This is a genomic window from Streptomyces alboniger (assembly GCF_008704395.1).
GTDB classification, from domain to species: Bacteria; Actinomycetota; Actinomycetes; order Streptomycetales; family Streptomycetaceae; genus Streptomyces; species Streptomyces alboniger.
The window spans coordinates 7,666,489-7,689,473 of the sequence record NZ_CP023695.1 but is presented as its reverse complement, the minus strand read 5'-3'; the positions used below and the strand labels follow the sequence as shown (position 1 = coordinate 7,689,473).

Below are 22,985 nucleotides of genomic sequence, written 5' to 3'. Positions count from 1 at the left end.
CGGGGCGTAACCGGCTCCTGGTACCCGGTTTCCGCCACCACAGGTATCAGTAGTACTGAAATCAATAATTGGTACTTCAAGTACCACAGGGGGATTCTCCCGGGTACCGGTGGGCCGATGTCCCTCGAATTCCCGGCGGATAGCTTTCCCGTATGGCTGCACAGGCTGAATCCGCTGCACGGAAAAACCGCGGGGACTCCGTACTCGTCACCGGTATCGGCGTCATGCTCCCCGGCGCGACCCATGTCAACGAATTCTGGCAGGACGTGCGCGACGGCAATTCACGACTCGGCCGGCTGACGCGCTGCGTACCGGGCAGGACCGGGGTACGCGTGGCCGGCGAGCTGCGCGACTTCGACCACCGGAAGTTCCTGCCGGAGCTGAACGAGAAGTTCGCGGGCCGGTACACGCGCGACGCGCTGGTGACCATGTCGGCCGTCGAGGAGGCCCGCCGTGACGCGGGTCTCGGGTCCGGCGAGATCGACCCGCTGCGCCTCTCCCTCATCGCCTCGTCCTCACGCGGCCCCCTGGAGTGGGTCAGCCAGGCGCTGCGGGAGGACGACAGCGTCGGCAACAGAGAAGGCCACGAAGACCACGAGGCGGGCAGCACGGCCCACTTCGGTGACAGCGGCGCCATGCTGCGCGGCATGCCGGGCGCCCCGGCGACGCTGTCGGCCATCTACGGCGACGTGCGCGGACTCGTCACCACGCTCAGCTCCGCCTGCGTGGGCGGGCACCACGCCATCGGCTTCGCCGCCGACCTCATTCGCGCGGGCACCGCCGACGCCGTGGTCGTGGTGGGCTACGAATTCCCCCTGACCCCCCTGGTGTTCCAGTCCTTCCAGGCGATGGGCGACCGCGTCCTGTCGGCCGAGTCGGCCGACCCCCGCCGCGCGATCCGCCCCTACACCCGCGACCGCGAGGGCTTCGCCTTCGGCGAGGGCGCCGTCGCCCTGTGCCTGGAGCGGGAGAGCCATGCCCGGGCACGCGGCGCGGGCGGCTACGCCCGCTTCCTGTCCCACAGGGCGCTGAACGAGGCAACCCACCCCTTCGGCATGGACATGAGCGGGCAGATCACCGCGTCCGCCGTCGCCGGGGCGCTCCAGGACGCGGGCCGCACCCCGCGGGACGTCGACTGGTTCTGCGCGCACGGCACCGCCACGCCGAAGAACGACGTGGCCGAGAGCCGCATGCTCGGTGCCCTGTACGAGGGCCGCCCGCGGTCCGCCTGGCCGCCCCTCAGCTCCGTCAAGCCGGTGTACGGCCACCTCCTGGGCGCCGCCGCCCTGGTCAACGCGGCGGCCACCTCGCTGGCCCTGCACCACCAGTGCCTGTGCTCGACCGCCAACTACGCGGACGCCGTGCCCGACCCGGAGTGCGACCACGACCACGTCGCCGAGGGGGCCCGCGCGACCCGCACCGAACTCGCGGTGTCGCTGGCCTTCGCCATCGGCAGCCAGACCTCGGTACTGGCACTCGGCGCCGCATGACCGGTGCCGAACCCGCGCGGACCGAACCCCTGAAGGAGACCATGAGCACGCACAGCGGCACCGCGCCACGCCCCGACATCGTCCCTGACGTCGTCCCCGACGTCGACTCCCTGGTGTCCCGGTACGTGACGCCGGGGATGCATCTGCACCTGGCCATGACGATGGCGCGGCCCAACGCCATGGTCTACGCGCTGGCACGGCGGTTCGCGGGCCGCGGCGAGTTCACCGTCAGCACGTCGGCCACGCACACGGCCATGCACGCGCTGACCATGTCGGGCGCGGTCAGGCATCTGATCACCTGCTTCCTCGGTGACACCTACCCCACGCCGCGCCCCAACCCGCTCTACCGCGACCTGGCCCGCGGCATCCCCTTCACCTGCGAGTTGTGGTCCCTGCTCAGCTTCACCCAGCGCCTGATGGCCGGGGCCACGGGGCTGCCGTACGCCGTGACGTCCTCGCTCATCGGCAGCGATCTGGAGCGCGGTCTCACCGGCGACGGCCCCGGGACACGCCCGCTGCCGGAGGGCGAACAGCCGCTCGGCGGACCGAAGTTCCTGCGCCTGCCCGGCCGGTCGGCCGAAGAGCGCCCGTTCGGTCTCGTGGAGCGGCTGCGTCCGGACCTCACCCTGGTGCACGGCGCCTGCGCGGACCGGCGCGGCAACATCGTCCTCGTGCCGCCCGCGGGCGAGGGCGCCTGGGCCGCGTACGCCGCCGAACAGGGCGTGCTCGCCTCGGTGGAGCGCATCGTGCCCGACGACTTCACCGACGGGCACCCCGAACGGATCGTCATTCCCGGCCGGCGCGTGCTCGCCCTGTGCGAGGCGCCGCTGGGCGCGCACCCGCAGTCGCTGCGCGGTCTCGCCACCGGCGACGAGCGCGGCGACGTGAGCGGGTACCGCGACGACTACGCCTTCCTCACCGAGCTGGTGGACCGGCTGGCCACCGAGGACGGCGCCAAGGAGTGGTACCGCGAGTGGGTGGAGGAGCCCGCCGGGCACGCGCAGTACGTACGCAAGCTGGGCGAGGCGCGCCGCGCCGAACTGACCCTCGCCTCGGGGCCGCTCACCTCTCGCGAGCCCGCCACTCCCCCGGTGCCGCTCCCCGCGGGAGCCATCGCCGCCGAGCCCGTGACGCGCCAGGAGCGGACCATCGTCCTGGGCGCCCGCGCCATCGCCGACCGGGTCACGCGCGACGGCTACGACACCCTGCTCGCGGGCATCGGCGTCTCCCACCTGGCCGCCTGGCTCGCCGCCGCGCTCCTGCGCGAACAGGGCGTGCGGGTGCCGGTCTGCGCCGAGCTGGGCTTCTACGGCATGGACCCCGAGCCCGGCGACGTCTTCCTCTTCAGCCAGCTGCACGCCACGCGTTCCCAGCAGCTCGTGGGCATCCCCGAGATCCTCGGCGGCATGGTGTCGGCGAACCCGCGCTGCCTGGGCGTCCTGGCCGCCGGTGAGGTCGACGCGGACGGCAACGTCAACACCAGCCTGCTGGCCGACGGACGCTGGCTGACCGGCTCCGGCGGCGCCAACGACATCGCGACGAGCACCGACTGCCTGGTGCTGTCCACGGCTTCCCCGCGCAAGTTCGTCGAGCGGGTCGCCTATGTCACCAGTCCCGGTGCCCGCGTACGGGAAGTGGTCAGCCACTTCGGGCGGTTCCGGCGCGAGCAGGACACACGGGGGGCCTTCCGCCTCGCCACCTGGCTGCCGCTCAACGACGGCCCGGCCTCCCCCGAGGAGGCCGTGGCGGCGCTGACCCGCTGGCCGGTGAGCGGCGCGGGCTGCACGGCGGAACCGCAGGTCACCGAGGCGGAGATCGCCTGGCTGCGCAGTCTCGATCCGCAAGGTTTCTACAGGTGACGCGATCCGCAGGATCCCACCAGGTGAGGAGCACGGTGTGAGCGGTGGAATCTGGGTGGGCCGCGGCCTGTCCTTCCGGGGCTTCGGCCACTACTTCCCGCGGCACAGCGAGGAGATCCCGGCCGACCTGCCCGACGCGCCGGAGATGGAGGCGGCGGTCCTCGGCCCGGACCTCGGCGTGGAGCGGCGGCACCTGTCCGACGACACGGAGAGCGTGCCGTACATGGCCGTGGAGGCCGGACGGCACGCGTTGCGCAACGCCGGCCTGGAGGCCTGCGACCTCGACCTGGTGGTCTTCTCCTCCTGGTCGCAGCGGCGGTACGCGCCTGAGGACGGGCCCCGGATCGCGATGCGCCTCGGCGCCGGGCGGGCCTTGGCCTTCGACGTGTGCGCCGCCTGCGTCGGCTTCGTCCACTCCGTGCAGACGGCCGCCGCGATGCTGACCAGTCACCGCTGGCGGCACGCCCTGGTGATCTGCTCCGACCAGTTCTCGCGTCGGCTCAAGCCCGGTCGGCGGGGTTCGTACGTCGGCGGCGACGGGGCGGGCGCGGCCGTTCTGGAGGTGGGGGCGCCGGACGAGTCCCGGCTGCGGGACTCCGTCGTGCTCAGCTACGGCGAGCACGCGGGCGTCTCCAAGGCCCGCGGCAGCGACGGCTGGACGGTGAGCCTGCCCACGATCTCCCAGGTGGCCGCCGCGACCGCGGGCGAGGCCACGGACCTGGTGCTGCGGCGCAACGACATGACCATCGCCGATGTGGACCGGGTCGTGCCGCATCCGGGCTCGGCACGGATCAGTGAGGAGCTGGTGCGGCGCATCGGCGTCGCCCCCGAGCGGGTCCTGACGAACCTGCGGACACGCGGCCAGACGACCAGCGCCACGATCCCGAGCGCCCTGTCCGAGTTCACCGAGTCCGGCGAACTGCGCAAGGGCAACGTGATCCTGTCGCCCGCGGCCGGCGCGGGGTGGTTCTCGGGCGCCCTGCTCTACCAGCTCTGACGCACCGACGGACAGCACACAACGACGGGAAGACGAGGAAAGGACCTCCCCCATGCCCGAAACCCGGTCACCGCTCGACGGCGGAGGCCCGCCGGTCGTGCTCAGTGGTGTCGGCCACTACTTCCCCGGCGAGCCGGTCACCAACGACCACTTCGCCCGCCTGCCCGAGCTGGACGTGGACGACGCCTGGATACGCGCGTACACGGGCGTGCGGACCCGTCACTGGGCCGGCCCCGAGGAACGGTTCGCCGAGATGGGCGTCAAGGCGGCCCGGCGCGCTCTCGACGACGCGGGCCTCGACATCTCCGACGTGGACGTGATCGTCGGCACCAGCGCGACCGCCCGGCCACGTGCCAACCCCTCCTCCCTCGGCAACAACTACATGGACATCTCCCTGCCGGTGCAGCGGCAGCTGGGCGCCCGTGACGCGTTCTGCTTCGACGTGACCGCGGTCGCCTGCGCAGGATTCCTGTACGCGAGCGTGGTGGCCCGCGGGCTGCTGGCGACGACGGGGGCCCGGACCGCCCTCGTCGTGTGCGCGGAAAGCCCGCACGCCATCCTCAACTTCGGGTTCAAGAACTCCGCGCTCTTCGGCGCGGGCGCGGCGGCCGCGGTGTGGCGGCGCGGCGAGTCCTCGGGCGGCGGCGCCGACGGCCTGCCGACGCGCAGCGGCATGATCGACGTCGTCCTGCGCGCCGACGGCCGCTACTACGACGCCTTCGACATCGACGAGAACGACAAGATGGTGATGCGCGGCGGGGTGCTCTCCGAGGTCACGCCCGACATGCTCGTCGACGCCGGAGAGACGGTCCTCAAGCGCAACGGCCTGGCACCGGAACAGATTTCCTGGTGCATTCCGCATCAGGCGAACACCAACCTCCTGTATCCGATGGCGGACCGCCTCGGAATTCCGCGCGAGCGGATGCTCCTGAATCTTCCGCGCCGCGGCAACACATCGAGTGTGGGAATGCCGAGCGCGCTCTCCGAATACGTCGGTGACGGCACGGTGAAACCCGGCGAACTACTCCTGGGCGTAAGCATCGGGCGCGGCCTGAGCTGGGGCGCCATGGTTTTCCGGTACCAGTGAACGGCCGTACCGCCGCGGCGCACGCGACAACCGAGAGCGAGAGGTGAACGGCCATGTCCGATTCCAGGAATGCGCTGGTGACCGGGGGAACCCGCGGCCTCGGCCTGGCCGTCGCCCGGCTGCTGGTGGCGCGGGGATGGCGCACCACGGTCCTCGGCCTCGACCCGGGACGCCTGGAGAAGGTGCGGGCCATGGCCGAGGCCGAGGGCCTGGACCTGCGCGCGGTGCGGGCCGATGTCACCTCGGAGGAGTCGGTGCGGGAGGTGTTCGCCGACCTGACCCGGAGCGAGCCGCTGCACCTGTGCGTGAACAACGCGGGCCGCAACCTCTCCCGTCTGCTACTGCGCGAACCGCGGGAGGGCAGCGGCGCCGAGCTGCTCACGCATCCGCTCGACGACTGGGAGCAGACGCTGCGGCTGTGCCTGACGGGGGTCTTCCTCGTCGGCCGCGAGGCCGCCGCCGGCATGGTGCGGCACGGGGTGCCCGGCGCCATCGTCAACGTCTCCTCCGGTCTCGCGGCGGGCGCCTACGGGCAGTCCGCGTACACCGCCGCGAAGGCGGGCGTGGAGGCGCTGACCCGTACCTGGTCCTATGAACTCGGCCCCTACGGGATCAGGGTGGCGGCGGTCGCGCCGGGCGTGATGGACGGTGAGGCACTGCGCGAGAAGAGCACGGCCTTTCCACGGCACGCCCGTTATATGGACGGGCTGAAGCGTTTTGTCCCGCTGGGCCGTTGGGGGACGGAGGAAGAGATAGCGGACGCGGTGTGCTTCGCCGCGGAAAACCCCTATATCACCGGATCGGTCATTCGGGTCGACGGCGGCGGGCCGCCCGGCTGGGTTCCGTAACGACGCCACCCGTGGGTGAACTACGGCTTTTTCGCGGGGTACTTCGAGTACCCGCGGCATGAATCATCGAGTACTGGAGGCCAGATGCAGCCGAATGCCGACGCCACTAGTTTTTCGTCCATGACCACAGGCCTGCACGGAATCTGGGAAGACGCCGGAATACGTTTCACCGGATTCGGCCACTATTTCGGCTCCGAGGAAATACACAACCACGGCGTCGAGAACGCGACGACGAGCCACGTGGAGGACCGCGTCATCGGCGGGGTCGGTGTCCGCACCCGCTACCGGGCCAACGACGACGAGACCCCCGTGTTCATGGCCGCGCAGGCCTCCCGGCAGGCGCTGGAGCAGGCCGGGGTCGACGCCGACGACATCGATGTGATGGTCGTCAGCCATTGGACGGACCGCAACTACGTGCACGAGGTGGGCGCGCTCACCGCGGCGGAGCTGGGAATGAAGGGCTCCATGGCCTTCGAGGTGTGCGGCTCCTGCGCCGGTTTCATCCAGGCGGTGCACACCGCGGCGTCGTTCCTGACCGCCCCGACCGGCTACCGCAAGGCGCTGGTGGCCACCACCGAGCGGGTCACGCGGCGGGTGCGGCCCGGCTCCAAGGGCTCAATGCTCGTCTCGGACGGCGCCGGCGCGTGTGTCCTCGAAGCCACCCCCGGCGGCTCCCCCGGGCTCATCGACTCCGTGTTCCACACCGACGGCAGCCTCGCCCACATGTCCGCGGCGAGCGGGGACAAGGGATGGGTGAAGAGCCACCCGGACCTCAACGACGTCGCCCTGGCCCACATCAGCGACACCGTGGAGGAGATCCTCGGCCGCAACAAACTGGCGATCGGCGACATCGACTGGCTCATCCCCCACTCGGGGACCGAGCCGCTGGCCAAGGGCATCCAGCACAACCTGGGAGCGGACCCGGCGCGCGTCCTGACCAACCTCGCCTTCCGCGGCAACGTCTCCAGCGCCTCCATCCCCACCACCGTCTCGGAACTGCGGGAGCGCGGCGTCGTCAAACCCGGCGACCTGGTGCTCTCCCCCTCCATCGGCGGCGGCGTCTGGTGCTGGGGCAGCCTCCTGTACCGGATCTGAGCGAAGGGCCAATGCGGTGACCACGACCAAGGGCCCCCGGGACGCACTCGTCACCGGCATGGGCTTCTGTCTGCCGGGGCGTACGGCGCCGACGGCGACACCCGAGCAGTTCTGGACGGCCGTCGCGCACGGCGACTCCTTCCTCGCGCAGGACGACGGCACCTACTTCGGCAGCGTCCCCCTAGACCCGGACTCCGTCGCCGCTCGACTGCCGGAGATCCCGCCGCGCTTCGTCGAGAAGTACTCCGACATCCATCTGTACGGGCTGCTCGCCCTCCTGGAGGCGTGCGAGGACGCCGCGCTCGACTGGCGTTCGGGCGCACTGGGCGAGGCCGCCGTACTCGCGGGCCGCAACGCCACGGCCGACGCCATCGTCGACACGTATCTGCCGGTGCTCCTCGCCGACACCCGGAACATCAGCCCGCGCGAGGCCCGCTCGATACTGTTCCGCAACGTTCTCAACGCGGTGATGTCGGACGTCGAGACGACCCAGGCGGGCCTCGTCGGCGCCACCGGCCCCAGCTACACGCTGTCCTGCGGGTGCGCCTCCTCGTCCGTGCTGCTCGGCAACGCGGCCCGCATGATCGCAGCGGGCGAGACGGACATCGCGGTGGTCACCGGCGCCGACTACTGGCGCGAGAGCAGACTGCGGCAGTACGCGGACCTCGAGGCACGCTCGGTGACCGGGAGCGAACCGCAGACCGCCACCCTCGTCGACGAGCCCATGCGCCCCTACGACCAGCGGGCCGCCGGCCTCAACTACGGCAACGGCGCGGCCACCTTGATCCTGGAGAGCCGCGAGCACGCGCGGCGCAGGGGCGCCAGGACCTACGGACGGCTCCTGGGCCAGACCACCACCCGCAACGCCCAGCCCAACCTCGCCCTCGACGTCGAGGGCACGGGGGCGGTGCGCGCCGCGCGCTCCTGCATGGCCGGGATCGCATCGCCGGACGAGATCGACTACGTCAACGGCGCCGCGACCGGCGACCGGGCGTTCAACCTCATGGAAGGCAACATCATGCCCGCCATCTTCGGTGAGCGGGCGGCCCGGCTGCCCGTCACCGTCCAGGAGGCCGTGTTCGGACACAGCGGGGCCCCGCTCGGAGTGATCGGTGTGGCGGCGACGCTCCAGATGATGGGCCACGGCCACATCGCCCCGACCGCGAACTGCGAGAAGCCCGCCGACGTGTGCACCTTCGACCCGGTGCCCGGCACCCAGGGGCGGCCCGCGCGCATCGACCTGGCCCTCAGTCTCAACTACACGATCGGCTCCGTGGCCAGCGCCATTCTCCTGGGAGGCACCGATGACTGAGCACACGCCGCCCGGCGCCGGGCCCGTGCTCGAAACGGGCTCCCTGGCGCCCGTCGGCCGCCGCGTCCTGCTGGAGTCCCCGCCCGGCGCCGACCACACGCGGGCGGTCCGGGAGGTCTGGGAGCGACACGGCTTCCACGTCACGCACGACGAGAGCGCGCACATGACCCAGCCCCCGGACGTGTACTGCGTCGTGGCCATCGGCAACGAAGCACTCGGCGCCCGGCCCTCACCTCCGTTGCGCCGCCCCCACGTGGCCCGGGTCCTGAAGGCCATGGCCCGACGGGGCGAGGGCCGCGCCGTCCTGGTCACCGACACGGGCCCGCACGTCCACGACGACGCGGAGCCCGAGGCCGCCGCACAGCGGGCCGCCGACCACGCGTGGTGGCAGCACCTGGCCAAGCACTGCGCGAGCCGGGGCGTGCTCGCCAACACGGTGCGCGTCGGCTACACCCCGTTCCTCGGGCACGAGCTGACCGACGAGGCGGCGGGTGAACTGCTGCGCCACCTGGTCACCCGCCGCCCCGTCGCACCGGAGGAACTGGCGGCGGCACTGCGGCTGCTGGCCTCGCGCGGCTTCGGCAACGTCGCGGGCGAGACGCTGCCGCTGGACGGCGGACTCGACGCGAGCATCGTGCCCATGCCTTCGGCACGCCCACCGCGAATGGACGCGTCCGCCGCCGAAGGTGACGGCGCCGCGGTGCCCGACCCGTTCCGGCTGACCGGACGTGTGGTCCTGGTCACCGGCGCCAGCAGCGGGATCGGGGCGAGTATCGCTCGGGAGTGCGCGGCACGCGGCGCCGATGTCGTCCTGGCCGCGCGCCGCCGCCCGGAGCTGGAGAAGCTCGCCGCCGAGGTCCGCGAACTGGGCCGCACGGCCTGGGTGTTGACCGCCGACCTGTCGGATCCGGCGCGGGCCGCCGACCTCGTGCACGAGGCGTGGGAGCGTGCCGGAGGCGTCGACGCGCTCGCCTACGGCGCGGGCGCCGTCTCCTTCGACGGCTCCGGTGACAACTCCGCCAACCGACAGCAGTTGCTGGCCCTCAACTCGCTGTCGTACGCGGGTATGTGTGACGCGCTGCTCGAACACTGGGTGGCTGCGGGCCGAAGCGGGGCCGTGGCCGCCGTCTCCTCGCTGGCCGCGGTGAGCGCGCCGGTGGCGAACCTGGCGAGCTACGGGCTCAGCAAGGCGGCGACCGCGCAGTTCACCACCCACTTCGCGACCTCGGCGGCCCGGCACAAGGTGCGGGCCAACAGCGTGCTTCCGGGTTTCGTCCGCACCCCGATGACGGACGTCACCAACCCCGCGTTCCTGGAGGCCACCAACCGGCTCGTGCCGACCGGCCGGATGAGCGAGGCGACAGAGGTCGCGGCGCTCGTCTGCTACCTGATCAGCCCCGCCGCTGCCGGGCTGACCGGCACCCAGCTGCGCGTCGACGGCGGCGGTCACTGCCTGGCCGGACTGCCGAACCTGGCCCCACCCGAGCACACCCTTCGAGGAAGGAACCCGGCTGTGACGCCCTGCGTACCACGCCCCCGCCCCGCCGTGCCGGAAGGGGACCACAGGTGACCGAGGACAGGCCCCTCAAGGGCAAGGTGGCGCTGGTCGCCGGCGCCTCGTCCGGCATCGGGGCGAGCATCGCCCGCGCGCTGGCGGCGGCCGGCGCCTCTGTCGCCCTCGTCGCCCGCCGCAAGGACCAACTGGCCTGCGTCGAGCGCGACGTGGCCGGGCACGAGGTGCCCGCCGTCACGCTCATCGCCGACCTGTCGGCCGACGGCGTGCCCAAGGAGACGGTGACCGCCGCCGAGCGGGCCCTCGGCCCCGTCGACATCCTGGTGAACAACGCCGCCCTGGCTCGCACCGGACCCATCCACGACACCAACCCCCGCCACTGGCGGCAGGCCTTCCACCTCAATCTGGACGTCCCCTTCCTGCTGGCCCGCACGGTGCTCCCCGGGATGCGCGAGCGCGGCCACGGCTGGATCGTCAACATCAGCTCGGAGGGCAGTCTCCTACAGGCCGACTGGTCGGCCCCGTACTCCATCACCAAACGCGCCCTGAACGCGCTGACCGCGCAAATCGACCTGGAGAACCGGCACTTGGGGGTCCGCGCCATCGCCGTGCTGCCCGGCTGGGTGCGCACGGACCTGGCGCAGGACCCCGAGTCGCTGGGGGTGGGTGTCACGGATCTGCTGGACCCCTCGGACATCGCCGATGTCGTGCTGTGGGCCATCACCCGCCCGCCCGCTGTCAGCATCGGCCCGCTGATACCGGTACGCCCCGTCAGCAGGAGTGCCCAGACCTTGGTCAACTGGGAGCAGTACCTGCGGACGCTGCGCCATTACGACGCCTCCGGCGGTCACATGGTCGACGTGCCCGGGATCCCTGAATGACGGGCCCCACGACGTCAGCGGCCACGGCGGCGCGGGATCTCGACGTGGCGGCCGACCGCCTCGTCGAGATCCTCCCGCCGGGGGACGCACGGGTACCGGACGCCGAGCACTGCGTCACGGGCGCGCTGCTCGCCGCCCGCGCCGAGGCCCATCCCGACCGCGTGTACGCCGTCTTCGAGGACGGCACCCACTGGACGTACGGGCAGGCCTACGACGACGCGCGCACCACCGCCGCCGCCCTGTACCGGCTGGGCGTGCGTCAGGGCGACACCGTGCTGTGCTGGCTGCCCAACGGCCTGGACGCGCTGCGCGTCTGGTACGGCGTCAATCTCCTCGGCGCCGTCCACGTCCCTGTCAACACCGCCTATCGGGGCGCGCTCCTGGAACACGTACTGGACAACTCCGGGGCCCGGGTCCTTGTGGTGCACGCGCTGCTCGTCGAGCGGCTCCAGCACATCGGCGACAGCCGCCTCCAGGAGGTCGTCGTCCTCGGCGGCGGACCGGACGCGCCCTGGCCGGACGCCCTGCCCGGTGCCCCGCGCGTGCACGGTCCCGCGGCGCTGCGGGGCCTGCCGGAGGACTTCGTCCCGCCCGAGCGGCCGGTCGCGCCCTGGGACACCATGGCGGTGATCTACACCTCGGGCACCACCGGCCCGTCCAAGGGCGTCCTGGTCTCCTACGTCCATCACTACTCGACGGTGACCGCGCTCCTCGACGACGACATCGGCGAGGACGACCGGTATCTGCTCAACCTGCCGCTGTGCCACGGCGGCGGTACCGAAGTCGCCTACTGCATGCTCCTGTTCGGGGGCTCGATCGTCGTCACCGAGAACTTCCGCACCGGCGAGTTCTGGGACGTGGTGCGCCGCCACGGGGTGACCATGTGCACCCTGCTCGGCGCCATGGTCGACTTCCTGCTCGGTCTGGCCCCCCGGCCGGACGAGGCCGAACACCCGCTGCGGGCCGCGTGCGTGATACCGCTGACGCGCCAGGCCCTGGACTTCGGCCGCCGCTTCGGCGTGGACGTCTACACCGGGTTCAACATGTCCGAGACCTCGGCGCCGCTGGTGTCACCGCTCAATCCGCAGCGCACGGGCAGCTGCGGGCGGCCGCGGCCGGGGGTGCAGTGCCGGGTGGTCGACGCGAACGGCATCGACGTACCCGACGGCAGCGTGGGCGAGCTGGTGCTGCGCGCCGACCGGCCGTGGTCGCTGTTCCACGGCTACCACGCCATGCCGGAGGCCACCGCGGGGGCATGGCGGCACGGCTGGTTCCGCACCGGGGACGCCGTGGTGCGTGAGCCCGGCGGCGACTACTTCTTCGTGGACCGCATCAAGGACGCCATCCGGCGCCGCGGCGAGAACGTGTCCTCGATGGAGGTCGAAGCCGAGTTGCTGAGCCATCCCGCCGTGGCGTTCGCCGCCGCCGTGGCGGTGCCCAGCGACTTCGCCGAGGACGAGATACTCGCCGCCCTCGTGCTCCGGCCCGGGGCCCGTTTCGAACCGGAGGAGTTCATCGGGTACCTGCGGCCTCGCATGGCGCACTTCATGGTGCCGCGCTATCTGCGTGTCCTGTCCGAGCTTCCCGTGACGGACACGGGCAAGGTCCGCAAGGAGACGCTGCGCGCCCAGGGCGTCACCCCCGACACCTGGGACCGCGTGGCGGCCGGGATCGAGGTCACCCGTGACCGCATCCGCTGAGCCGGCCGCCCCCGCGCACCGTGTCGTCGACGTCTGCGCGCTGTCCCTGGACCGCGAGTGCTGGCGGACGTACTTCCGCGGGCTCGGCGCGGTGGCGCCGGCGTACCTGCGCGCCTTCGGCCGGCACGCGACCGCGGTCTTCGGCGCCGATTACCCGCGCTTCCGTGCCCGCCTAGACGCCGGGGACCAGGACGGTGCCGTCGACCTGCTCGTGTCGGGTCAGCCCGAACGCGTCGACTCCGACGCGCTGTTGAAGACCATGGACGACAACGGCGTCGTCCACCAGATCCTGATGAGCTGCGGCGGCGCCACCGCCGACGGCGACGACGTCAACAGCCGGGTCGCCGCCGTCGCCGCCAAGGCGCCCGACCGGCTCCGGGCCTGGGCGGGCATTGACCTGACCGACCCGGGCCGTGCCGTCGCCGAGCTGGAACGCTGCCATCTTCTCGGTATGCGCGGCTTCGCGGTGACCCCGTTCTGGCAGGGCGTCGACCCGCGCGACACCGCGTACGACCCGGTCTACCGCAGGGCACGAGAGCTGGGCATGCCGTTGTGGCTGCACACCGGGCACCACTTCTCGCGGCACGCGGCCGAGTTGTGCCATCCCCGCAACGTCGACTGGATCGCCCTGCGTCACCCCGGCCTGCCGATCGTCGCGGGGCACGCCGCCTGGCCCTGGACCCTTGAGCTGATCTCCATCGCCCAGCGGCACCGCCACGTCTACCTCGACATCTCCTCCCACCGACCGCAGTGGATGGCCCGCCCCGGATCGGGCTGGGAATCCCTGCTCCTGTACGGCACCACGGTGCTGCGCGACCGGGTCCTGTTCGGCTCGGCGACCTGGGTCAACGCCGATCCGGTCGCCGCGCTCGCCCGGCAGGTCGCCGCCCTGGATCTCGGCGACGAGGTCACGGACCTCTGGCTGTACGGCAACGCGGCCCGCCTGCTCGGACTCGGCCCCGGCTGACGCCGGTGCGCGCGCCCCAGCACAGAACCAGCACGTATCCAGCAGAGAGCACGTAATCAGCAGAGAGCACCTATCCAGCAGAGAAAGGGACCCATCGTGATTGACCCCGCCGACTACGCCCTGTGGAACAGCGGCGTGCCGCGCCCGTACCTCAAGGCGCTGTCCCGCGACGACCTGCTCACCGAGGGCGACGGCGTGCGCGTCCGTGACTCCGGTGGCCGCTGGTACCTGGACGGCCGCTCCGGGCTGTGGAACGTGACGCTCGGCTACGGCAACACCCGCGTCAAGGAGGCCATCAAGCAGCAGGTGGACCGGCTGCCGTTCGCCAACAGCTACGGCTACGGACGTCCCGCGCAGGTCACCGTGGACTGCGCCGAGGCCCTCGTCCGTCATCTGCCCGAGGGCATCAACCACGTCCGGTTCGCCAGCAACGGGGCCCAGGCGGTGGAGATGGCCCTCCAGCTGTCGCGCTTCCTGCGGCTGCGGGCCGGGCAGCCCGAGCGCATGGCCGTGTTCGCCATGTGGGACGGCTTCCACGGGCAGGGGCCGGGCGCCGGCATGGTGACCGGTGTCCCCTACCTGCACCACCAGACCGGGCCGATGCTCCCCGAGGTGCACCACGCTCCCGGCCCGTTCTCGGCGGGCGCGACGCAGGGCGTCAGCGACATGGAACGGCTGATCACCGAGTTCGGCCCCGAGCGGGTGACCGCGGTGATCGTGGAGCCCGTCGTCGGCGAGGGCGGCCACATCCTGTCCCCCGAGTACCTCGGCTCCCTGGGCCGGTTCTGCCGTCAGCACGACATCCATCTGATCTTCGACGAGGTCGTCACCGGCATGGGCCGGGTCGGCGACTTCACCCGCGCCGGCCAACTGCCCGATGTCACCCCCGACATCATCACCCTGGGCAAGGGCATCACCTCGGGGTACGTGCCGATGTCGGCCGTCGCCATCCACGACCGCCTCTACGAGCAGCTGCACGAGCGCACCACGGGCGACACCGCGCTCAGCGTCGGCTCGACCAACGACGGCCACGCGGTGGCCGCTGCGGCGGCGCTCGCGGTGATCGGGGCGCTCACCGAGGACGGCGTGCTGGAGAACGTACGCCGCCGTGAGGCTGATCTCCTCTCCGCCCTGGGCAAGCTCCAGGCCCAGCACCCCGAGCTGAGGGCCTTCCGCGCTCTCGGCCTGTTCTGCGGCCTGGAGCTCGGCGAGCCCGGCGGTCCGTCGTGGTCCCCGGGCAAGGTGAACCAGCTGCGCATGACCTTGGAGAGCCGAGGCGTGCTCAGCTCCAGCCTGCGTGTCGTACCGAATCTGATGCTCATGCCGCCGCTGGTCATCACCGAGGACGACGTGGCGGAGATAGCCGATGCGCTCGACGGCGCGCTCACCGATGTGAAGTCGGGTCGGCGCCCCGAGTCCGGGTTCGCCAAGGCCATGGGATGACTCGTCAGGGCCACGGGACGGCAACGCGTTTTCTCCACGTGATGGAAGGTGAGTGACGACATGTCCAATGCGCACACCGATCGCAAGACCAGCAAGCAGTGGCAGGAAGAGGCGGCGGAGGAGTGGGACCGGTACGCCGACATCTGGGACAGCTGGACCCCCGATGACAGCCGGGACGATGCCGAGGAGGCCGCGGACTTCCTCGCGGGCCTCGCCAAGGGCGGCACCGCCCTGGAGCTGGGGATCGGGACGGGCCGCGTAGCCCTGCCGCTCGCGCAGCGCGGCGTGCGGGTGGCCGGTATCGACGCCTCGCCGAAGATGCTGCTGAAGCTCAAGGAGAAGCCGGGCGGGGACCGGATCGAGGTCTTCGAGGGCAACTTCGCCGATGTCGACGTCAAGGAGGACTACGACGTCATCTTCATCGCCCTCGCCACCCTGTTCGTCCTGCCCGACCAGGACGAGCAGGCCCGCTGCCTGGCCAACAGTGCCAAGCGGCTCAAGCCGGGCGGGCGGCTCGTCGTCCAGAACATCGTGCCGGACATGACGTACTACCAGCGCGGGCGGCAGAACGACTACGGGATGACCGAGCCGTTCCGTATCTCGGGCCGGCTGGCCGGGCACCCGCGGCTCGCCTGGTTCGAGATGAACCACGTCGACCCGACGACGCAGATGGTCAAGCGCACGGACGTCATCATGAGCGAGAAGGGCAACCGCATCATCGCGGCGACCATGCGGTTCGTGTGGCCCTCGGAGCAGGACCTGATGGCCCGGCTGGGCGGCCTGACGCTGGAGGACCGCTGGGGAGGCTGGCGCAAGGAGCCCTTCCACTACGACAGCAGGGACGCGGTGTCCGTCTACCGCAAGCAGTGACCGTCCGGCGCCGGACGTGACCGAGGCCGGGGGCGGCGACCAGCCGCTCCCGGCCTCGGCCGCACCGAGCGTGCCCGAACCTGCCCGTACAGGCATCGGGGGTACTCGAACGGGCCGCAGGACGAGTACTTCCAGGGCGTAGGTAGCCGGTGGAACCGTCACTACGCTGATGGTTCCGACCCCCGTCAAGTGCACCGATTCAGGGTGGGCAGAAGCAATGAGCGAAGAGTTCGGGCAGGATCGTCCGGCCGAAGCGGGCAGCGGGAGCGGCACGGACGTGCTCGTCGAGCGCCGCGGCCCCGTGCTCGTGATCCAACTGAACCGGCCGCGCGTACGCAACGCGCTGACCCGCGCCATGGCCGAACGGCTCGCCGCCGCCTTCACGGAACTGGATGCCCGAGCGGAGCTGCGTCTCGGCGTCCTGACCGGCACCCCGCCGGCGTTCTGCTCCGGCATGGACCTCGGGGCCTTCGCCCGCGGGGAGCGCGCCTCCCTGCCGGGGCGTGGCTTCGGCGGTCTGACGGAGCAGCCGCCGAGCAAGCCGCTGATCGCCGCCGTGGAGGGTGCGGCGGTCGGCGGTGGTTTCGAGATGGTGCTCGCCTGCGACATGGTGGTGGCGGCGGACGACGCGGTGTTCGGGCTGCCCGAGCTGCGCCGAGGGCTGGTGGCCGCGGCCGGCGGACTGCTGCGGCTGCCGCGCGCGATCGCGCCGGCCGTGGCGATGGAGATGGCACTGACCGGCGAACCGATCGATGCGCAGCGGGCCTTCGCGCTGGGTCTTGTCAACCGTGTGGTGGCCCCGGGGACGGCGCTGACGGCCGCCTGCGAGCTGGCGGAGAAGATCGCCGCGCATGCGGACCACGCCGTCCTCGCGAGCAAGGGGGTCCTCGCTCGGGTGCGCGACGGGGAGTTGGCGGACGAGTACCGGTCGCACCGCGAGCTGCTGTCGGGGATCCTCGACTCCCCCGGCGCGCGGGCAGGTGCGCGTGAGTTCGTCCGGGAACGTCCGGGCGGACCGCGATGACGTGCACGGACGGGGACCGGATGGTCAACCCCGGGCCCCGGTGGTCACCCCGGTCGGAGAGGAGTACTTACGGAACAGTTCACGTCGGCCGCTGACGCCCAGTTTCCGCAGGGCGCTACTGACTTGATTCTTTATGGTCTGGGAGGCCAGGGAGAGTTCGCTGGCGATTTCCTCGTTGGTATAGCGGCGCAGTACGAGGCTCAGGACCTGCTCTTCCCGGCGGGTGATGGCGGGCAGCCCGTCGGGCATGACGCTGCGCACGTCCACGTGTTCGCGTTCGTTCTTGCCAAGTATCCACATGCGTTGGCCGTTGTACGTGCGCACCACCGCGTCCACGAGTTCCGAACTGCCCACGCTCTTGTGCAGGAAGCTGTCGGCCCCCGCCGATATGGCGGAGACGACGGCCCCGGGCGAGGTGTCTCCGGTGAAGACGACGACCCGGGGCGCGTCCTCCATCGCCTTCACCCGTTGGCAGAGATCGGCACCGCTGGTCGCGCCGTCCAGTTCCAGTTCGAGTACGACGACACCCGGGCAGGACGTTGTGACGGCATTCCACGCCTCGTCACTCGTGGCGGCCTCCGCCGTCCACGCCACTCTCGTGTCGAGCAGTGACGACAGCGCGTACCTGACCACGGGGTGGCGATCGACGACGAGTACACCTAACGCTTGCATGGGGACTCCTCACGCAGTGAGTGCAGCGGATGGGTAGTCAGGTCTGCAATGCTCCGAGATGTGCCTGCGCCACGCTCCGGATGCCGCCCCGAGGGCGGCGCGTCGAGACGAGCGGTATCAGACGAGCTGGGTCAGTCGCTGCGTGGGCCCGTGGCCTCCCGCACGGCTGACTCCAGGGGGCGGGCTGGTCAGGCCGGCACTCGGAGTCATTCAATGTCACGTAATCAATCGTGGGACAACACCCCGTTGGACATTCCGAAAACGGAATCAGTCGCTCCTAGACACCCCGTTGGACATTCCGCGTTCGGATTCGGTCGTTCCTCCTTGCCCCGACCGCGGATGACAGACGACTGACTAGAGACTGTCACGGACACACACTTTTCCGGCAGCCTCCAGTCGTACCATGTACGAGAAATCGTACGGTACTCGCGGTACCAACGGTACTCCTGGTACCAGAGGTAGCTCAGATCGGAAAACTGGTGCGATGACGTATGTCCTGTTCGATGTCGACGGCACGTTGATCGATGCCGTCGACAATCAACGCCTGGTCTGGCGGACGTGGGCAGAGCGATACGGCCTTGACCCCGACGAGGTCTACCGGGTGGCGCTGCGGACGAGGCCGGTGGAGACCTTCGCGCGGGTCGCTCGGGACCACGATCCCGGGGAGTGCCTGGCCGCACAGCACGAGCTGGAGGACGACGACGTCCGCACCGCCACCTGGGCGCTAGTGACGTCGAACTATGAGCACCGGGTGCGTGGGCGCTTCGCACGGACGGACTTGCCGGTCCCGGAGGTCGTGGCGGACGCGGCCGCGGTGGAGCAAGGCAAGCCGTCACCGGTGCCGTACCTGCGAGCCGCCGCACGACTCGGTGCCCAGCCCAAGGACTGACTGGTCATCGAGGACGCCCCCTCCGGGGTGCGGTCAGGGCTGCGGGCCGGGATGACGGTATGGAGCGTCAACTCCCCCGGAGCGGTGGACGGCGAGCATCGCCACTTCGACAGCCTGCACGAAGCGGCCTGCGACATCCTCGCCTTCGTCTCCGGAGTCCCCCCTCACCGGCTGGAGGATTCCGTTACAGGGCAATGAGCTTGCGCCTCGGATGGGGCTCGTCGCCACCCGCCGAGCCACGGGACGCCCGGAGGGACGGGGAACGCCATAAGACCGCAAGCGGCACGACAAGCACGTCCCACGTAACGCTGCGCCCCGTACAACTGTCGCTGCCCGAGATCGGCGGCCCGGTCGGGTACTCGGGGGAGTGATCTGCATCGGGGTCCGGCTGGCGGTGGTCGAGCCGCGCGTCTCGGCCGCCGTTCTGTTCGCCGGGAGTTTCGTCCCTCGCGCCATGTTCGAGGAGGCCCGCCAGGTCACCATTCCGCTGCACGTCCTGTTGCAGTGGGACGACGAAGGGAACGACCGACAGGCGGCCCTGGACCTGTTCGACGCTTTCGGCTCCAGGGAGAAGACGCTGCACGCCACTAGGGCCTGTCTGACAAATGATCACTCGGCGGGCTCGCGGAGCCACAGGACCAGAGCTGCCACAACGATTCCAGCCCGATAGCGATCGGCGAGCTTGTCGAACCTCATCGCGATCGCACGAAACTGCTTGAGACGGGCGAAGCATCGTTCGAACACGTTGCGGTTGCGGTAGATGTCTTTGTCGAAGGCGGGTGGGCGACCGCCGTGAGCTCCGCGTCGCCAGCGGTTGGCCATCTGGTCGCGGCGTTCGGGGATCGTGGCAACGATGCCCCGGCGCCGCAGCAGGTGGCGTATCGCCCGGCTGGAATACGCTTTGTCGCCCAGCACCCGCGCCGGTGTCGTACGAGGTCGGCCCGTAACAGCGCGCGGAATGCGGATGCTGTCGAGGACCTGGCCGAAGGCGGTGGCGTCTTTGACGTTGCCGGGTGTGAGCACGATGGACAGAGGGAGGCCACGGCCGTCGACGGCGAGGTGGACCTTGGTGGTCAGCCCGCCCCGGGACCGGCCGAGGGCCTGACGCTCCTGCGAGCGGCCCGGATCTTCCAGTTCGTCCCCGTCTGCGGCCCCTTTTTGCGGGCGCCGGCCGAGTGCTGGTGCGCTCGGTTGATCGTGGAGTCGACGGAGACGGTCCACTCCACCCGGCCCACCGCGTCGTCGCGGGCCTGGACGTGTTCCAGCAGCTTCGCCTAGGTCCCGTCCGCTTCCCAGCGGGCGAACCGCTCGTAGACGGTCTGCCAGGGTCCGTACCGCTCGGGCAGATCGCGCCACAGAGCCCCGGTCCGCAGCCGCCACAGCACCCCGTTGACCACCTGCCGGTGATCACGCCACGGACGACCACGCCCATCCACCCGCGGCAACAGGGGCTCTATTCGCTCCCACGCCGCATCCGTCAGCTCACCTCGACCTGCCATAAGATCAATGATCAGACCGGCTATAGGGTCCTGCATGTGGCGAATCATCAGGACGAAACCAGGGCGGCCTACGACGGAGTCGTCGAGCTGTACGCATCGCTGTTCGCAGACCGGCTGGAGACACAACCGTTCGCCCGGGCCATGATCGGCACCTTCGCCGAACTGGTGCGCGCGACGGGCAACCTGCGGGCAGCTGACGTCGGGTGCGGGCCCGGGCATCTGACGGCCATGCTGCACGAGCTGGGCCTGGACGCCTTCGGGCTCGATCTCTCCCCCGGCATGGTCGACCACGCCCGGCGGGCCCATCCGGCGCTGCACTTCCAGGAGGCGCGGATGGAGTCTCTGCCGATCGAGGACAGTGTGCTCGGCGGTGTACTGGCCCACTACTCGATGATCCACACCGCTCCGGAGGAACTGCCGGGGCTGCTCGCCGAGCAGGTACGCGTTCTGGCTCCGGGTGGTCTGCTCCTGGTGTCCTTCTTCGGGACCGACGGACCGGAGCCGGTCTGGTTCGACCACAAGGTGGCGCCTGCCTACAGCTGGCCGGCGGACCGCCTCGCCGAACTGCTGGCCGATGCCGGGCTCGTTCCCTTCGCCCGGCTGCTTCACGATCCGGGCTCCGAACGGGGCTTCCTCGACGCCCACCTGCTGGCCCGCCGTTCGTGATCCGGCCCGGCAAAACGCGCCGGACGGTCGGAGCACCTCCGGACTGCCGGCTCGGCGGACGCTCGCTGATCCGACGGGAATTGTCAGACGGGCGCTAGGGCGGGCGCACCGGCGTCCCGCAGTTCGCGGCGGTCGCGGCGGTCGCGGCGGTCGCGGCGGTCGCGGCGGTCGCGGCGGCCCAGTTCTTCACCCGACACCTGAAGTGACACCCAGCGAGCACGACCATCGTGATGCCGTCGGGTGTTGCGTCCCAAGGTGCCGCCTTGCCCATCTCTAGCCGGGCTGAGTATGTCGACAGGTTCCCGTGAAGACGCGGCCGAGCCGGCCGTCCAGCGCCGCGAGGATCGCCGGTTTCGGTGTGCCGTCGGGGTCGATGTGCGCGTGCAGGGCGAGTCCTTCGGTGAACGCAACGATTTGCAGGGCCTGGTCAGCCGCGTCGATTCCCTGAGCGACCTCGCCGCATGCCGTGCCATTGTCGATGGCCTGGGCGACGCGTGAGCGGATGCCCACGAGGGTCTCTCTCTGGACGGCGGCCAGGCGGGCGTTGTGCGCGGCCCGGTCCGCAAAGGCGAGACGGACCAGGAACTCGGCGCGGCGGGCGTCGTCGAGCGGCACGAGCTCGGCCAACGCCTGCCGCAGCATCTCGGCGATGGTTCGGCCCTCGGCCTCGCCCCGGTTCACCAGCTCGTCCACCCGTGCGGTGAAACGCCCGTTCACGCGGGTGAACGTGGCCAGCAGCATCTCGTCCTTCGCCGTGAAGTAGTGCTGCACCAGACCGACGGACATTCCCGCTTCCGCGGCGGTCCGCGCGACGGTCACGGCGGCGAGGCCGTGTCGCACGATCAGGCGTTGGACGGCGTCGGTGATCTGCCCGTGTCGGGCGTCATGGTCGGCAACTCTCGGCACGAGAGGACGGTATCGCGTGCTATAACCGTACGTCCATATTGCTATCGGAGAGGACGTTGCGATGATCCGACACCGCTCAACCCGCTTATGGGGTCTGGGACTTGCTCTTGCCCTCCTGCTGCCACCCGGTACGGCCGCCGCACGCCAGGCCAGTGACGGACAGACGGCCGGCAGCCGCCGTGACCCGGCCCTGCAAGCCTTGGTCGACCAGGTGGTGGCGGACCCGAACCCCAACCCAGGCGCTTTCCTCCTCGCCCGCCGCGGCTCGGACGACCGCTTCGGCGCGGCCGGCGTCGCCGACCGTGCCGCCGGCACGCCGATGGCGCCGGACCTGAAGTTCCGCACCGGGAGCGTCACAAAAACCTTCACCGCAACGGTCGTCCTGCAACTCGTCGCCGAGCACCGGTTGCGCCTCGACGACACCGTGCAGAGCCTGCTGCCCGACCAGGTCCGCGCCGACAACGCACTGTCCGGCGCGCCCATCACTGTCCGCCAGTTGCTCAACCACACGAGCGGGCTGTACGACTACATCGACGGGCTGCTTCCCTACTTCCGCGGGCTTGACCAGTACTGGCCCCGTGACCAGCTGATCAGGATCGGCCTCGCCCAGCCCCGGTACTTCCCAGCTCCCGGGACCCGGTTCCGCTACTCCAATACCAACTACCTGCTCCTCGACCTGATCGTCGAACGGATCACCGACCGCGATCTGCGCACCAACCTCGAACGCCGCGTCTTCACCCCGCTCGGGCTGCGCGACACTTCGTACCCGCTGGCACAGACCGTCATCGACGGAGCCCACGTACACGGCTACGCGGACGTCTCGCTCCTGCTGCCGAACGCGCCGGACCCAACCCGGTTCGACGTCACCGCGTTCAGCCCGTCCGAGGCCGGCGCGTCGGGCGCCCTCGTCACGACCGCGGCCGACATCGCACGCTTCTACCGGGCCCTGCTGCGAGGACGTCTACTGCCCCAAGGCCTGCTTCGCCGGATGCTCACCGACACGGTCCCCACAACGGGAAGCGCCCCGCCCGCTGTCGCCTACGGCCTGGGGGTCTATGTCTACGCGACCAAGTGCGGCCGTGCGTACGGCCACGGCGGCAGCGCACCCGGGTACCTGACCTACGTCCTCAACAGCCGCGACGGGCGCGACCAACTCGTCGCCCACACCAACTGGAACTCGTTCGCCGGCACCGGGATCGACGAGGACTTCTGGGCTGCCTTCCAGCAGGGTTACTGCCAAAGGCCTGGGTAGATCCCGTCGGTGCCC

Annotated in this window: 19 protein-coding genes and 3 pseudogenes; 18 read left to right on the top strand and 4 right to left on the bottom strand. The window is 70.8% G+C overall.

Translation table 11 applies throughout. The annotated features are described in order from the left end of the window. Nucleotides 1-152 precede the first annotated feature (152 nt). The 14 genes from CP975_RS33680 to CP975_RS33615 all read left to right on the top strand — a co-directional run bounded on the left by CP975_RS33680 (nt 153) and on the right by CP975_RS33615 (nt 17,086). The gene (locus CP975_RS33680) at nt 153-1,490 is read left to right on the top strand and encodes a beta-ketoacyl-[acyl-carrier-protein] synthase family protein (RefSeq protein ID WP_070321248.1); all 1,338 of its coding nucleotides are present in this window, start codon (nt 153-155) and stop codon (nt 1,488-1,490) included. A 41-nt stretch (nt 1,491-1,531) separates the two neighbouring features. After that, nucleotides 1,532-3,349: a CoA-transferase gene (locus tag CP975_RS33675; RefSeq protein ID WP_070321250.1), complete on the top strand. Its 1,818-nt coding sequence runs from the start codon at nt 1,532-1,534 to the stop codon at nt 3,347-3,349. Between the two features lie 37 nt (nt 3,350-3,386). Continuing rightward, nucleotides 3,387-4,346, top strand: coding sequence for a ketoacyl-ACP synthase III (locus CP975_RS33670; protein ID WP_055532876.1), 960 nt, complete (start codon nt 3,387-3,389; stop codon nt 4,344-4,346). Nucleotides 4,347-4,398: 52 nt separating this feature from the next. Further along, the gene (locus CP975_RS33665; RefSeq protein ID WP_055532878.1) at nt 4,399-5,433 is read left to right on the top strand and encodes a 3-oxoacyl-ACP synthase III family protein; all 1,035 of its coding nucleotides are present in this window, start codon (nt 4,399-4,401) and stop codon (nt 5,431-5,433) included. A 53-nt stretch (nt 5,434-5,486) separates the two neighbouring features. Beyond that, nucleotides 5,487-6,281: an SDR family NAD(P)-dependent oxidoreductase gene (locus tag CP975_RS33660; RefSeq protein WP_055532880.1), complete on the top strand. Its 795-nt coding sequence runs from the start codon at nt 5,487-5,489 to the stop codon at nt 6,279-6,281. 120 nt (nt 6,282-6,401) lie between these two features. Then, nucleotides 6,402-7,376, top strand: a complete 975-nt coding sequence (locus CP975_RS33655) for a ketoacyl-ACP synthase III (RefSeq protein WP_055532883.1) — start codon at nt 6,402-6,404, stop codon at nt 7,374-7,376. A 16-nt stretch (nt 7,377-7,392) separates the two neighbouring features. Continuing rightward, nucleotides 7,393-8,688: a beta-ketoacyl-[acyl-carrier-protein] synthase family protein gene (locus CP975_RS33650; protein ID WP_055532886.1), complete on the top strand. Its 1,296-nt coding sequence runs from the start codon at nt 7,393-7,395 to the stop codon at nt 8,686-8,688. Further along, nucleotides 8,681-10,258: an SDR family NAD(P)-dependent oxidoreductase gene (locus CP975_RS33645; RefSeq protein WP_055532890.1), complete on the top strand. Its 1,578-nt coding sequence runs from the start codon at nt 8,681-8,683 to the stop codon at nt 10,256-10,258. Before CP975_RS33650 ends, CP975_RS33645 begins: the two co-directional genes overlap by 8 nt. Next, a complete protein-coding gene (locus CP975_RS33640; protein ID WP_055532896.1) occupies nt 10,255-11,082 on the top strand; it encodes an SDR family oxidoreductase in 828 nt (275 codons plus the stop codon). Before CP975_RS33645 ends, CP975_RS33640 begins: the two co-directional genes overlap by 4 nt. Next, a complete protein-coding gene (locus tag CP975_RS33635; protein WP_246201721.1) occupies nt 11,079-12,782 on the top strand; it encodes an AMP-binding protein in 1,704 nt (567 codons plus the stop codon). Before CP975_RS33640 ends, CP975_RS33635 begins: the two co-directional genes overlap by 4 nt. Further along, nucleotides 12,766-13,749: an amidohydrolase family protein gene (locus CP975_RS33630; RefSeq protein ID WP_055532899.1), complete on the top strand. Its 984-nt coding sequence runs from the start codon at nt 12,766-12,768 to the stop codon at nt 13,747-13,749. The genes CP975_RS33635 and CP975_RS33630 overlap by 17 nt, the downstream gene beginning before the upstream one ends. A gap of 96 nt (nt 13,750-13,845) precedes the next feature. Beyond that, nucleotides 13,846-15,192 (top strand): aminotransferase family protein, encoded by a 1,347-nt coding sequence (locus tag CP975_RS33625; RefSeq protein ID WP_055532902.1) that lies wholly within the window; start codon nt 13,846-13,848, stop codon nt 15,190-15,192. Nucleotides 15,193-15,252: 60 nt separating this feature from the next. Further along, complete coding sequence (locus tag CP975_RS33620; RefSeq protein ID WP_070321249.1) at nt 15,253-16,062, top strand: class I SAM-dependent DNA methyltransferase; 810 nt, start codon at nt 15,253-15,255, stop codon at nt 16,060-16,062. A 217-nt stretch (nt 16,063-16,279) separates the two neighbouring features. Further along, nucleotides 16,280-17,086 carry a crotonase/enoyl-CoA hydratase family protein gene (locus CP975_RS33615; protein WP_055532904.1) on the top strand — a complete coding sequence of 269 codons (807 nt, stop codon included), beginning with the start codon at nt 16,280-16,282 and terminating at the stop codon, nt 17,084-17,086. Between the two features lie 24 nt (nt 17,087-17,110). Here the strand turns inward: CP975_RS33615 and CP975_RS33610 are convergent, their stop codons facing one another. Further along, entirely contained in the window at nt 17,111-17,758 is a 648-nt protein-coding gene (locus CP975_RS33610; protein ID WP_055532905.1) for a response regulator transcription factor, read from the bottom strand. Nucleotides 17,759-18,242: 484 nt separating this feature from the next. Here CP975_RS33610 and CP975_RS33605 point away from each other — a divergent pair. Together CP975_RS33605 and CP975_RS36105 are read left to right on the top strand one after the other, a co-directional pair. Further along, a pseudogene (locus CP975_RS33605) lies at nt 18,243-18,845 on the top strand (HAD family hydrolase). A 125-nt stretch (nt 18,846-18,970) separates the two neighbouring features. Next, nucleotides 18,971-19,233 (top strand): annotated as a pseudogene (locus CP975_RS36105) (alpha/beta hydrolase); the annotation flags it as partial. Between the two features lies 1 nt (nt 19,234). On the opposite strand, the pseudogene CP975_RS33595 reads toward CP975_RS36105, so the two are convergent. Beyond that, a pseudogene (locus CP975_RS33595) lies at nt 19,235-20,146 on the bottom strand (IS5 family transposase). Between the two features lie 36 nt (nt 20,147-20,182). Between CP975_RS33595 and CP975_RS33590 the strand changes: the two are divergent. Continuing rightward, the gene (locus tag CP975_RS33590) at nt 20,183-20,812 is read left to right on the top strand and encodes a class I SAM-dependent methyltransferase (protein WP_055532906.1); all 630 of its coding nucleotides are present in this window, start codon (nt 20,183-20,185) and stop codon (nt 20,810-20,812) included. Between the two features lie 83 nt (nt 20,813-20,895). Here the strand turns inward: CP975_RS33590 and CP975_RS36290 are convergent, their stop codons facing one another. Both CP975_RS36290 and CP975_RS33585 read right to left on the bottom strand, forming a co-directional pair. After that, entirely contained in the window at nt 20,896-21,021 is a 126-nt protein-coding gene (locus CP975_RS36290; protein ID WP_262363175.1) for a hypothetical protein, read from the bottom strand. A 64-nt stretch (nt 21,022-21,085) separates the two neighbouring features. Beyond that, nucleotides 21,086-21,718: a TetR/AcrR family transcriptional regulator gene (locus CP975_RS33585; protein WP_055532907.1), complete on the bottom strand. Its 633-nt coding sequence runs from the start codon at nt 21,716-21,718 to the stop codon at nt 21,086-21,088. Nucleotides 21,719-21,917: 199 nt separating this feature from the next. Between CP975_RS33585 and CP975_RS33580 the strand changes: the two genes are divergently transcribed. After that, the gene (locus tag CP975_RS33580; protein WP_246201720.1) at nt 21,918-22,970 is read left to right on the top strand and encodes a serine hydrolase domain-containing protein; all 1,053 of its coding nucleotides are present in this window, start codon (nt 21,918-21,920) and stop codon (nt 22,968-22,970) included. Nucleotides 22,971-22,985 lie beyond the last annotated feature (15 nt).

Excerpts from the sequence above, each read along its gene's own strand:
- CP975_RS33680 (WP_070321248.1), top strand. The coding sequence starts at position 153 with ATGGCTGCACAGGCTGAATCCGCTGCACGGAAAAACCGCGGGGACTCC.
- CP975_RS33675 (WP_070321250.1), top strand. The coding sequence starts at position 1,532 with ATGAGCACGCACAGCGGCACCGCGCCACGCCCCGACATCGTCCCTGAC.
- CP975_RS33665 (WP_055532878.1), top strand. The coding sequence starts at position 4,399 with ATGCCCGAAACCCGGTCACCGCTCGACGGCGGAGGCCCGCCGGTCGTG.
- CP975_RS33660 (WP_055532880.1), top strand. The coding sequence starts at position 5,487 with ATGTCCGATTCCAGGAATGCGCTGGTGACCGGGGGAACCCGCGGCCTC.
- CP975_RS33655 (WP_055532883.1), top strand. The coding sequence starts at position 6,402 with ATGACCACAGGCCTGCACGGAATCTGGGAAGACGCCGGAATACGTTTC.
- CP975_RS33645 (WP_055532890.1), top strand. The coding sequence starts at position 8,681 with ATGACTGAGCACACGCCGCCCGGCGCCGGGCCCGTGCTCGAAACGGGC.
- CP975_RS33635 (WP_246201721.1), top strand. The coding sequence starts at position 11,079 with ATGACGGGCCCCACGACGTCAGCGGCCACGGCGGCGCGGGATCTCGAC.
- CP975_RS33620 (WP_070321249.1), top strand. The coding sequence starts at position 15,253 with ATGTCCAATGCGCACACCGATCGCAAGACCAGCAAGCAGTGGCAGGAA.
- CP975_RS33615 (WP_055532904.1), top strand. The coding sequence starts at position 16,280 with ATGAGCGAAGAGTTCGGGCAGGATCGTCCGGCCGAAGCGGGCAGCGGG.
- CP975_RS33610 (WP_055532905.1), bottom strand. The coding sequence starts at position 17,758 with ATGCAAGCGTTAGGTGTACTCGTCGTCGATCGCCACCCCGTGGTCAGG.